Source organism: Planctomycetota bacterium, from assembly GCA_039182125.1.
Classification (GTDB): domain Bacteria; phylum Planctomycetota; class Phycisphaerae; order Tepidisphaerales; family Tepidisphaeraceae; genus JBCDCH01.
In genome coordinates this window covers 21,096-31,556 of the sequence record JBCDCH010000049.1, presented here as the reverse complement: position 1 = coordinate 31,556, position 10,461 = coordinate 21,096, and the positions used below count along the sequence as shown (strand labels likewise).

The following is a 10,461-nucleotide window of genomic DNA, read 5'->3' as shown; positions in this document are numbered from 1 at the left end:
GGAATCACCTGCTCGATGTTGAGCAACGCCCGTTCGTCCAGTCGGTGTGGCCGCAGCCGCAAGCAGGTGATGTCCAAGCCCTGATCGTTGAGCCACAGCACCGCCGTCGTCAGTCCTTTCCCGAAGTCCGCGGCGGCGAGGAGGATGCGGACGCGCTGGGCGAACTCGTCCTCTCTCGGCTCGTCCCAGCCGAAGTGATCGAGCAACGTTTGCCGGGCCTCCTGATCTCCCGAGCGTTGGAGTTCGAGTTCCGCCTGCGCGAAGGTCATCGTGCTGACCATCGCCGCATAGCGCACTGCTTGGAGGTCCATGTGGGCGTCGTTGTCACGCTTGAGTTCGACTACGACAAGGTCCGCATTGCGGTCGACGCAGAGCAGGTCGATCCGGCGTTTGGACTCTTCAAACTGCCCGAACTCCTCGGCGAGCACGAGCAGGTCGGGATCCAGTGCGTCGATCTGCTCCTTGAGCAATCGCTGCAGATCGCCGCGCTCGCGGATGCCTTGCTCGGTGAAGCTGACTTCGTCGATCTCGACCAACTTATCCGACTGCATCTCGTAAAGGGCCATGCCGCCGGCAAGGTAGGCGACATTACCGGAATTGTGGAAATTCTCGGGAAAAGGCGGGGAGTGCCGATATTCGTAAGTGAGATGACCCCGATCGACCCGGCCGTCCATGGGATTCTGCAGAGCGGTGTGGTGCAAAAGCGCCAAGCCGAACGGCAGAATCGCCTGCGCGCCGAGCAGGCCGAGGCCGAGGCGAAGGTCAAGAAGACGATCGAGCACAAGGCCGTCGACGCCGCCGAGGCGTCCGAAGCGGCACTGGATACCGTCACCCACGGACAGGACTCACCCGTCGAGGAAGACGAGATTCCGCATGTCGACGTGAAGGCGTAAGGCTCACCGCCTCCGGCAAAACGAGCGATTCGGCTACACTTTCGCGATGGCTTACCAACAACCGCCGCGTGAACGTGACCGAACCGTCGAAGGTGTTCGCGACATGGACTACGGCCGAGCCGGCGCGACGCGGGCCAAGCGGAAGAAATCAAAGCTGCCGCTTTTCCTTGTCGCCCTCCTGATCGGTGCGGGCGTTGCGGTGTGGTGGTTTTACCTGCGGTGACCGCGTTCGCGTCGGGTTCGAAAAATTCTTGGGCAAGACCGTCAGGCCTCACAATGGCCGACGACTCTTCACGGCAACGGCCTGCATCAACGTATTGCGGGCCGGATCATTGTCCGTGAACCTCAAGGAGAGAATCCACATGCTTCGCCGAAACGCCCTGTTTGCCGCCGCTGCCATCGCCGGCACCGCCACTATCGCCACCGCCGACGTTCGCGTCGCCCACCTTTCACCCAACACTCCCACCGTCGATGTACTCGCCGGCCTGACAGGCGGTGACAAGGGGCTGCTCTTCGACGCCGCGAGTTACCCAAGCGTCACCGATTACCTCCCGGTACCGACCGGCAACTACGACATCGACGTCGTACTCGACTCCGACAACTCCGTGGTCGGCATCGACGTCGACAACTTCCCGATCGACGCGGATACGGATTACACCATCGCGGCGGTCGGTCTGCTCGGCGGGACGCCGGCCCTGCAACCGCTGCCGCTCATCGATGACAACCACATCGACCCGAACAACGCCCGCGTCCGTTTCGTCCACGCATCGAGCAACGCCCCCACGGTCGATATCTTTGTCGCCGGCTCGACCGATCCGCTCTTCGACGCGGTCGATCAGTTCACCTCGGGCGGCTACGTCACCGTTCCGGGAGGCAGCTACGACCTTGAAGTTCTCCTTGACGCCAACCCGGCCGCCGGCTCCGTCCTCGACGTTCCCGGCGTGACCGTCGAGGCCGGCAAGGTGTACACGATCTACGCCATCGGCCTCGTGGGGGACACCGACACCCCGCTCGCGGCACTCGTCAGCGTCGACGCCGCGATCCCCGAGCCGGCATCGCTCAGTGCGCTAGCACTTGGTGGCTTGCTCCTGCGTCGCCGACGCTGAACAAAAGACCCTCTTCCCCATCAGGACGGCGTCCGCCCCGAGCGTGACGCCGTCCCTTTGTTGATGCAGTAGTCGTCCAACTTAAGAACAGAATCCCGGACACGGGACGCACTTCGGCGACTCGAAACACGACGGGGATCGGCGCATGCTCTCGTTCGTGGTCGCCGAACCCGTGCATGTCGAACCGATCGACCCGCCGACGGCGAATAGCCCGCTGAGCTATCGCACGGTCCGCTGGATCAGCGTCGTCGGCATTGCGCCGCGATGGGTCGATCTCGCGTTGCTGGCCGTCGCAACCGGCGCCACAGTTGGTGTGTTTTGCACATTCTTTGGCGTTCTGCTTGCCGACGGTTGGGCGTTTCGGTTGCTCTGGGCGGGCGGGTGCGCGATTTGCTTGGCATTGGTTGCCACGACGGCGTGGTGGTCGAACCACTTCAAACACCGCCGAATCGACGATGACCCCGACATGCAAACAACCTCGGCCGACACGGGGTCGGCCAAAACTGAACGCACGTCCGAGAATGTCGTATAACCTGGACTAACGAATCGCAGTCTTTTCCACGGAGTTACGCGTATGAGTTGGCGACGGTCGGCGATGTTGGGCTTGGGCGGATTGGCGCTTGTCTTCCTTTCGGCCGCCCCGGGACAAGTACCGGTCGACCCGAAACCGTCGACGGCCGAGACGTCCGTTGACGAACTTCGCGATCTCCAGCAGACCGTCACCGCCACCACGGCGAAAGTGCTCCCCGCCGTCGTGGGCATCCGTGCCGGCTTCGGACAAGGCAGCGGCGTCATCGTCAGTCCTGACGGGTTCGTCCTCACAGCGTCCCACGTCGTCGCCGGTGCCGATCGCGACCGACGATTGACCGTGATCCTTCGTGACGGCACCGAGCTGCCCGCCCGGCTCATCGACCGCCAACCCATCCGCGGCAACGACAGCGCCTTAGTCAAGATCACCGCCCGCCAACCCGTCGGCGGTTTCCCGTATGCGCCGGTCGGACGGAGCAACGAGGTCGACACCGGCGACTGGTGCATCGCGGCGGGTCATCCCGGCGGCTATCGCGCCGACCGACCGCCTGTCATTCGTCTGGGCCGCGTGCTTTTCAACGGCGACTTCGTTGTCATCTCGGACAACACCCTCGTCGGCGGTGATTCGGGCGGGCCGCTCTTCGATCTCGAAGGCAGTGTCATCGGCATTCACTCACGCATCGGCGAGGCCGCGTCGGACAACAAGCATGTACCGATCGACGTGTTCGTGTCGCAATGGCTGGGCGAGTCGTTCACCGAACCCGTCCAACCGATCATCGGCGTTTCGACCAACGCCGCCAACGGGGCGGCTCTTGTGCAGGAAGTCGCACGACGCAGTCCCGCTGATCGTGCCGGTATTCGTCCCAACGACACCATCGTCCGCTTCAACGGCACACCAACGGCGACGTTCGACGATCTCATGGTCGCGGTCAGGCGGACTCGACCGGGCGATGTCGTTGACGTCGAAGTGCAACGTCCGGGGCTCTCGCAAGTCTTGGTGTTTAAGCTGACGGTCGGGAGTCGCGAGGAGGTGCGGCGTGGCTGGTAAATCGCTCACCCGATCGCTACTCCCTTTGCTGGGAATCGCTGCCGTCTTGTTCGCGCTTTCCCCGGTGGCCGACGCGCAACGGCGCGGCGAGTTCCGGCGGCAGTTGTTCAACAACAGCAAGCAGAACCCCGACATCCTTGCGGGATTCAGCGAAGTCGCCAATAGCATTGCTCCGTCGGTCGTACGGATCTTCAACGCCGATGGACAGCAACTCGCGCTCGGCACGATCGTCGACGACAGCGGCGCGATCCTGACCAAGGCCAGCGAAATGCTCAACCCGGCGACAGCGACCTACACCGGCGTTGGCGAGCACTCGGTCATGATCGTCGGCATCGCCCCGCAACACGACCTCGCCCTGCTCCGCGTCGAGGATGCATTGCCCGATGGCGACTGGCAGCCGGCACGGTTCGTCAACGAAGACACTGTCTTGGTCGGTGAGTTTCTCGTGAGCACCGGTCCGGACCCGCAGCGTGCGAACTTCGGCGTGCTCGCCACCCCGCCGATGCGCGTTCCCCACACCTCGGCGTTTCTCGGGATCACGATGGAGACCATGCCGGATTCGAGCGGCGTCATCGTTCGGCAGGTCACGCCCTTCTCCGCGGCCGAGCGTGCCGAGGTCATGGTCGGCGATCGCATCACGGCGGTCGATGGGCAGCCGATCCGCAACCGGGGCAACCTGCTGGGCCTGCTGATGTCCCGCGACGCCGGCGATCGCATCGAGATCACGGCCATGCGCGACGACCGCGTGGTCTTGCTCGATGCCGTTCTCGGCTCACGCCCGCGCGGCTCGAACCGCGCCATCGTGCAGAACCAGTTCGGCTCGTTTTTCTCCAGCCGGGCCGCGGGGTTCGTCTCGGTCTTGCAGCACGACACGGTGCTCACGCCCAGCGAGATGGGCGGACCGATCTTCACGCTCGACGGCGAGGTCGTCGGCCTGAACATCGCACGGGCCGGTCGGGTCGAGACGTACGCGCTGCCGGCATCGGTGATCAATGCGACGGTGCCGGACCTACTCGCGGGTAGGTACCGTCCCGATGCGGACGCAACGCCACAGGACGACGAAGGTCCGATGCCGTGAAGATCGTTGAGAAGCGTTGCCGAGCAACGCGGCTGTTGAAACAAACCTTCGATCGCGGCGCTATCCTTCCCGCGTGACCGAGATTTGGGACAAGGACAAGCTCGCGGACCCGCACGCCGTCGCCGACAAGCAACACCGCGTTCGCGATATGTTCGCCGCGATCGCGCCCAGCTACGACCGCAACAACCACCTGCACTCGATGTGGACCGACCAGGCGTGGCGCCGCAAGGCGGTGAAGCTGAGTCGGCTGAAGCCGGACGATGTCGTCGTCGACGTCGCGTGCGGCACCGGAGATCTGACTCTGGCGTACGCCAAGGCGCTTCGCCCGATCAAGCCCGGACAGGTCATCGGCATCGACTACACACACGAGATGGTCAAGCCGGCCCCGGCGAAGTCGAGTGACCCCATCCTCTACAACACCGGCGACGCCCAAGCCCTGCCACTCCCAGACGTGTCGGCGGACGTCGTCTCCATCGCCTTCGGCATTCGCAACGTCGCCGATCCAGACAAAGCACTGCGTGAGTTCCGCCGCGTACTCCGCCCCGGCGGCCGCGTCGTCGTGCTGGAGTTTTCCAAACCGACCAACGCGGTCATCCGCAAGGCATACAACTTCTACTTCAACCAGATCATGACCCGCACCGCGACGCTCATTAGCGGCGACAAGACCGGGGCCTACCGCTACCTCTCGGCCAGCGTCGAGACGTTCCTCACGCCGCAACAGATGATCGGGAAGATCGAGGCGGCCGGGTTCAGGAACGTGCAGCCGCACAAGCTCACCTTCGGCATCGCGTACATTTACGTCGCCGACGTGGCATAAGCCGAGTGCAAGCGCTTTGCGGAGCAACGCAGTTGGGACCCTAGCAGTGCAAAACCTCCAAAGCTGCGTTGCTCCGCGACGCGGTTGTGGGATGATGCGTGGATGCTCGCAACGCTACTGCTCGCAACGGTTTTCGCGCTCGACCTTGCGCCGACCATCAAGGCTCACGACGTGCCAGCGTTGGCGGTCGTTGCGGTCAATGGGGCGGGTGAAGTTCAGCTTCAAAGCCACGCCGGCATCACGTTCGAAGGCGGCGAACCGGTAGACGCAGACTCACGCTGGCACGTCGGCTCATGCACCAAGTCGATAACCGCCCTGCTCGCGGCGACCTGCGTCCGTGACGGCTTGCTGGACTGGGATACGAGAGCAGGCGATGTTCTCGATGATCTGGCCGAAAAGCCGCTTGGTGAAGCGACGCTGTTGCAGCTGCTCACCCACACGGCCGGGACGGCGCCAGTGCTCGACCACATGCTCATCGTCGGGCCACCATCCAAGGACGAGCTTCGACGCCAGCGACGGATCTGGCTAAAGCACACCGGCGGCGATGCGGCAACCCCGCCGGGCGAAGCATTCCGTTACAGCAATGCCGGTTACATCATCGCCGGAATGATGGTCGAGCAGGTCACCGAGCGCAGCTGGGAGCAAGCGATCAACTCGCGTGTCTTTGAGCCGCTCGGCGTTAAGACCTTCGGCTTCGGCGCTCCGCCCGAAGGCCATCCGCGTGGTCATTTGGGCGATGAATCAATCGATCCCGCGTCCCCCAACTCTGACAACCGGCCGATCCTCGCGCCGGCCGGGACCGTGCACATGTCCGCCCGCGACTTCGCGATCATGGCTGCGGTGCATCTGCGTGATTCGGTCGCGGAGAGACTCAAGATCGCCGATGAAGACTGGGCGGTTCTGCACAAGGCCAAGCTCGACGATTACGCGCCGGGCCTGGTCGTTGCAAAACGCCCGTGGGGTGGCGGAACTGTGTTCACGCACGATGGATCGAACACCTTGTGGTACGCGACGATGTGGATCGCACCCGAGAAGGACATCGCAATCGTCGCGTGCAGCAACGCGTTTGCACCCGAAGCCGTCAACGAGGCGATCGTCCTCGCATTGCGCGAAATCGAGCTGATCGAATAGGCCGAAAGCAGCGGCAACTCAGCTGCCGAACTCAGCGAGAAACTCGCTTTCGCTCACGATCTCGACGCCGAGATCTTCGGCCTTCTTTCGCTTGCTCCCCGCCTTTTCGCCGGCGATGAGGAAGGTGGTGTTCTTGCTGACGGAGGAGGACGCCTTGCCGCCAAGGGTGCGGATGCGGTCCTGAATGCTCTCGCGGGTGAAGTGTTCAAGGGTGCCGGTGACGACGATGGATTTGCCCGCGAGCGGTTGGTCGCCGACTTCTTTCACTTCGGTCTTCGGGTCGATGCCGACGTCTTGCAGCGCCTGCACCGCAGCCCCGCCGGCGTCGGATTCGAGGAAGCTCTTGAGGCTGTCGGCGATGATCGGACCGATGCCTTCGACGGCGGCCAGGTCGTCGCGGCTCGCCGCCTTGAGTGCATCGAGTGAGCCGAACGTCGCGGCCAGATCGCGCCCGGCACTTCGGCCGACGTTGCGAATGCCCAGGCCCGGAATGAGCTTGTCCAAACCCCGCTCCCGGCTCGCCTCGATCCCCTTCAGAACATTGGCCGCCTTCTTCTCACCCATGCGTTCGAGGTCGACCAGGTCGTCGGACGTGAGTTTGTAGATGTCGGCGAACGTCGTCACCTTGCCCGCTTCGACGAGCGCATCGATGAGCTTGTCGCCGAGGCCGTCGACGTCCATCTGCGTTCGGCCGCAGAACCACTTGAGGCGTTCCTTCAGCTGCTTCCGACACGCGGGGTTCATGCACAGCAGATCGATGCCGCCGTCGCTCAGCTCTTCGAGCGTGTCCTGCTCGCAGGTCGGACACTTGTCGGGAACGCTCTTGCGCTGCCGGCGTTTGAAGTAGTCCTCGCACTCGACGTTGCGGCAACGGAACGCGACGTGCTCGTCCTTCACCGATTCGAGCACGAGCTCGGACGCACACTCCGGACACTGGGTCGGCAGTGCGATCTTCGCCTTGCCCTTGTCCTCAACAACCTCGACGACCTGCGGGATGATCTCGCCGGCCTTTTCGATGGTGACGCGGTCGCCGATCTTGACGCCGAGCTTTTCGAGGTTGTCGCGGTTGTGCAGCGTCGCGCGTTTGACCGTCGTCCCCGCGAGGAAGGTCGGCTCCAGCTCGGCCACGGGTGTGACGGTGCCTTGCTTGCCGACCTGCCAAGTGACGTCGTTGAGCGTCGTGACGGCCTGCTCGGCGGGGTACTTGTACGCGATGGCCCAGCGTGGCGACTTGGTGCGATAGCCGAGTGTTTGGCGGTCCGCGAGGTTTTCGACCTTGACGACGACGCCATCGGTCTGGTAGCCGAGCTTGGTGCGCTTGGACTCGAAAGTGCGAATGTGTTCCACGACGCCGTCGATGTCGGCGTAAGTCGCGACACCCTCGGGTTGTGGAATGCCGTGCGTGCGGAACAGGTCAAACCAGTCGCTGTACTTCTCGACATCGACGCCCTCGACAACGCCGAGGCCATGCACGTAGAACCGCAGTCGACGGGCGGCAACGATCTTAGGGTCGAGCTGTTTGAGCGTGCCCGCGGTCGCGTTGCGTGGGTTGGCGAAAAGGTCTTCCTCCGCCTTCTCCCGCTCGGCGTTGATCCGTTCGAAATCGGCGTCAGGCATGAAGATCTCGCCGCGCACTTCGAGCACGGCCGGCGGGTTGTCGCCGTGGAGCTTCAATGGGATGGCGTTGATCGCGCGGACGTTGTGCGTGATGTCGTCGCCACGTTTGCCGTCGCCGCGCGTTGCGCCCAAGACCAGCTCGCCCTTCTCGTATCGCAGCGTCGCGGCAACGCCGTCGATCTTCGGCTCGCACACATACGTCAACCCGTCCGCCTGCTTCTCCATCCGCGTCGCCCACTCACGCAGCTCCTCCTCGGAGTACGTGTTGTCGATGCTCATCATCGGCACCGCGTGCTCGACCGTCTCGAACCCCTCGATCGGCTCGCCGCCGACACGCTGGGTCGGGCTGTTCGGATCGGCGAGGTCGGGGTGCTGCTCCTCGAGCTCGGTCAACTCGCGCTGCAACACGTCGAAGTCCGCATCCGAAATCTCCGGCGCGGCCTCGACGTAGTACAGGCGATTGTGGCGATGCAGTTCCTCGCGGAGTTTGGCGATCTTTTCAGCAACGGTTCCCATCATGGTCATCCTGAGCGCAGTCGAAGGATCTCTTCGGTTACGACGACCCACCGGCCAACGCACACGAAGATATCCTTCGACTTCGCTCAGGATGACGGATGGGTTGATTGATGTTCAGCCGCCGAAGAACAGCTTCAGCTCCCGCTCGGCCGACGCTTCGCTGTCGCTGCCGTGGACGAGGTTCTCGGTGAAGCTGTGGGCGTAGTCGCCGCGGATGGTGCCGGGGGCGGCTTCGGTGAACTTGGTCGCGCCCATCATCAGTCGGCAGACACTGATCGCGTCGTCGCCGGCGATGCACATGGCGACGATCGGGCCGCTGGTGATGAAGTCGAGCAGACTGTCGAAGAACGGCTTGCCGTCGTGCTCGGCGTAGTGATTAGCGGCGGTCTCGCGGTCGAGGGTCATGAGCTTCATCTGCTCGACGGTGAAGCCTTTCTTCTCGAATCGGCCGACGATCTCGCCGACGAGGCGGCGCTTGACGGCGTCGGGCTTGCACAGTATCAGGGTCTTTTGGTGGGCCATGGGCTGTCACATTAGGGCGGAGCGGTCAGACATCCAACCACTCGCCCGCCTCGGCGGCTTCGTAGATGCGACGCATCACCTTTACGTCCGCCCGACCTTCCTCGCCGGGCGTGTCGGGCTTGCGATTCTCCTTGATGCACTGGGCGAAGTGGTCGAGCTGGGCGGCGAACTGGTTGCCGGCGGGGATGTCGTCGGCCGGGCCACGGTCGCGGCCGCGCGTTTCGGCGAGGAGGCGATGCCCGCCGTAGCCGGTCGCCGGCTCCATCGCGAACCAGCCGTCGCGGCCGATCACGCGGAAGTGGTTGGTGTTGGTCATGTCGTAGGCCGTGCTCGACGACGCGGTGACGTTGCCAGGGAACTCCAGCTGCCAGGTGCAACGCGCCTCGATGCCCGGCGGGAAGCGCGGATCGCCTTCGGGACGATGCGTGTACGCGGCAACCCTCGTCGGCTCGGCGGCGGTGATGTAGCGGGCGGCGTTGACCATGTAGACGCCCAGGTCCATCAACGGGCCGCCGCGACCGGCGAGTTCGTAGTCCTCGCGCCAGGTGCTGCCATCGCTGCGACGGTTGTAGCTGATGTCGCCGGTGAAGTGGCGCAACGGACCGACGTGGCCATTGGCGGCGAGCTCCATCGCCCGCAGATTGTGCGGCTCGTAGTGCACGCGGTAGCCGATCATCAGCCAACGCCCCGCCGCCTCGGCCGCCGCGATCATGCGGTCGCATTGCGCGACGTCGGTCGCCATCGGTTTCTCGCAGAGCACATGTAGCCCCGCGTCGAAGCCGGCGAGCGTGTGCTGCATGTGCAGGCCGGTGGGCGTGATGACGTAGAGCACGTCGACGCCGGCGCGGTCGCGGAGTTGGTCGATGGTGTCGTAGGTGACGACGTTCTCGCGCGGAACGCCGTACTGCTCGGCAACGCGTCGGCCCTTGGTGTCGGGGTCGCCGGTGACGAGTGCGGTGACCTTGCACAGGCGCGTGTTGGCGATGTTGGGCAGAATCTGGTTGAGCGCGTAGCCGCCGAGGCCGGCGATCGCGAAGCCGACCTTCTCGTCATCGGGGACCGGCTGGGCGTGGGCGTGTTTCAGGAGGAGACCACCCGCAGTGGCGGCGGCGGTCGCGGCGAGGAACGTACGTCGTGTCGGCATGCGAGAAACGTAATGCGACGGCCACATCATGTCGGCGCACAATCCGTAGCCGTAGGGCCTG

General features: G+C 64.2%; 12 protein-coding genes. 8 read left to right on the top strand and 4 right to left on the bottom strand.

What is annotated here, in order from left to right:
• On the bottom strand, positions 1-566 hold a 566-nt coding region (locus AAGD32_12945; protein ID MEM8875150.1), incomplete at its 3' end, for a hypothetical protein.
• A gap of 81 nt (positions 567-647) precedes the next feature.
• On the opposite strand from AAGD32_12945, the gene AAGD32_12940 reads away from it, so the two are divergent.
• From AAGD32_12940 to AAGD32_12905, 8 genes are all read left to right on the top strand, one after another.
• Positions 648-893, top strand: coding sequence for a hypothetical protein (locus AAGD32_12940; GenBank protein ID MEM8875149.1), 246 nt, complete (start codon positions 648-650; stop codon positions 891-893).
• A 46-nt stretch (positions 894-939) separates the two neighbouring features.
• On the top strand, positions 940-1,116 hold the full coding sequence (locus AAGD32_12935; GenBank protein ID MEM8875148.1) for a hypothetical protein: 177 nt from the start codon (positions 940-942) through the stop codon (positions 1,114-1,116).
• 139 nt (positions 1,117-1,255) lie between these two features.
• Positions 1,256-1,999, top strand: a complete 744-nt coding sequence (locus AAGD32_12930) for a DUF4397 domain-containing protein (protein ID MEM8875147.1) — start codon at positions 1,256-1,258, stop codon at positions 1,997-1,999.
• A 145-nt stretch (positions 2,000-2,144) separates the two neighbouring features.
• Entirely contained in the window at positions 2,145-2,531 is a 387-nt protein-coding gene (locus AAGD32_12925) for a hypothetical protein (protein ID MEM8875146.1), read from the top strand.
• Positions 2,532-2,573: 42 nt separating this feature from the next.
• Positions 2,574-3,575 (top strand): S1C family serine protease, encoded by a 1,002-nt coding sequence (locus tag AAGD32_12920; GenBank protein MEM8875145.1) that lies wholly within the window; start codon positions 2,574-2,576, stop codon positions 3,573-3,575.
• A gap of 46 nt (positions 3,576-3,621) precedes the next feature.
• Entirely contained in the window at positions 3,622-4,653 is a 1,032-nt protein-coding gene (locus AAGD32_12915; protein MEM8875144.1) for a PDZ domain-containing protein, read from the top strand.
• 73 nt (positions 4,654-4,726) lie between these two features.
• Positions 4,727-5,470 (top strand): bifunctional demethylmenaquinone methyltransferase/2-methoxy-6-polyprenyl-1,4-benzoquinol methylase UbiE, encoded by a 744-nt coding sequence (ubiE, locus tag AAGD32_12910; GenBank protein ID MEM8875143.1) that lies wholly within the window; start codon positions 4,727-4,729, stop codon positions 5,468-5,470.
• 102 nt (positions 5,471-5,572) lie between these two features.
• Positions 5,573-6,601 (top strand): serine hydrolase domain-containing protein, encoded by a 1,029-nt coding sequence (locus AAGD32_12905; GenBank protein MEM8875142.1) that lies wholly within the window; start codon positions 5,573-5,575, stop codon positions 6,599-6,601.
• A gap of 18 nt (positions 6,602-6,619) precedes the next feature.
• Here AAGD32_12905 and ligA read toward each other — a convergent pair whose 3' ends face one another.
• From ligA to AAGD32_12890, 3 genes are all read right to left on the bottom strand, one after another.
• The gene (ligA, locus tag AAGD32_12900) at positions 6,620-8,734 is read right to left on the bottom strand and encodes an NAD-dependent DNA ligase LigA (protein MEM8875141.1); all 2,115 of its coding nucleotides are present in this window, start codon (positions 8,732-8,734) and stop codon (positions 6,620-6,622) included.
• A gap of 114 nt (positions 8,735-8,848) precedes the next feature.
• Positions 8,849-9,256: a nucleoside-diphosphate kinase gene (ndk, locus tag AAGD32_12895; GenBank protein ID MEM8875140.1), complete on the bottom strand. Its 408-nt coding sequence runs from the start codon at positions 9,254-9,256 to the stop codon at positions 8,849-8,851.
• A gap of 25 nt (positions 9,257-9,281) precedes the next feature.
• On the bottom strand, positions 9,282-10,400 hold the full coding sequence (locus tag AAGD32_12890) for a Gfo/Idh/MocA family oxidoreductase (GenBank protein ID MEM8875139.1): 1,119 nt from the start codon (positions 10,398-10,400) through the stop codon (positions 9,282-9,284).
• Positions 10,401-10,461: the final 61 nt, after the last annotated feature.

Coding starts and splice junctions, on each gene's coding strand:
- AAGD32_12925 (MEM8875146.1), top strand. CDS start 2,145: ATGCTCTCGTTCGTGGTCGCCGAACCCGTGCATGTCGAACCGATCGAC.
- AAGD32_12935 (MEM8875148.1), top strand. CDS start 940: ATGGCTTACCAACAACCGCCGCGTGAACGTGACCGAACCGTCGAAGGT.
- ligA (MEM8875141.1), bottom strand. CDS start 8,734: ATGGGAACCGTTGCTGAAAAGATCGCCAAACTCCGCGAGGAACTGCAT.
- AAGD32_12905 (MEM8875142.1), top strand. CDS start 5,573: ATGCTCGCAACGCTACTGCTCGCAACGGTTTTCGCGCTCGACCTTGCG.
- AAGD32_12890 (MEM8875139.1), bottom strand. CDS start 10,400: ATGCCGACACGACGTACGTTCCTCGCCGCGACCGCCGCCGCCACTGCG.
- ndk (MEM8875140.1), bottom strand. CDS start 9,256: ATGGCCCACCAAAAGACCCTGATACTGTGCAAGCCCGACGCCGTCAAG.
- AAGD32_12920 (MEM8875145.1), top strand. CDS start 2,574: ATGAGTTGGCGACGGTCGGCGATGTTGGGCTTGGGCGGATTGGCGCTT.
- AAGD32_12930 (MEM8875147.1), top strand. CDS start 1,256: ATGCTTCGCCGAAACGCCCTGTTTGCCGCCGCTGCCATCGCCGGCACC.
- AAGD32_12940 (MEM8875149.1), top strand. CDS start 648: ATGACCCCGATCGACCCGGCCGTCCATGGGATTCTGCAGAGCGGTGTG.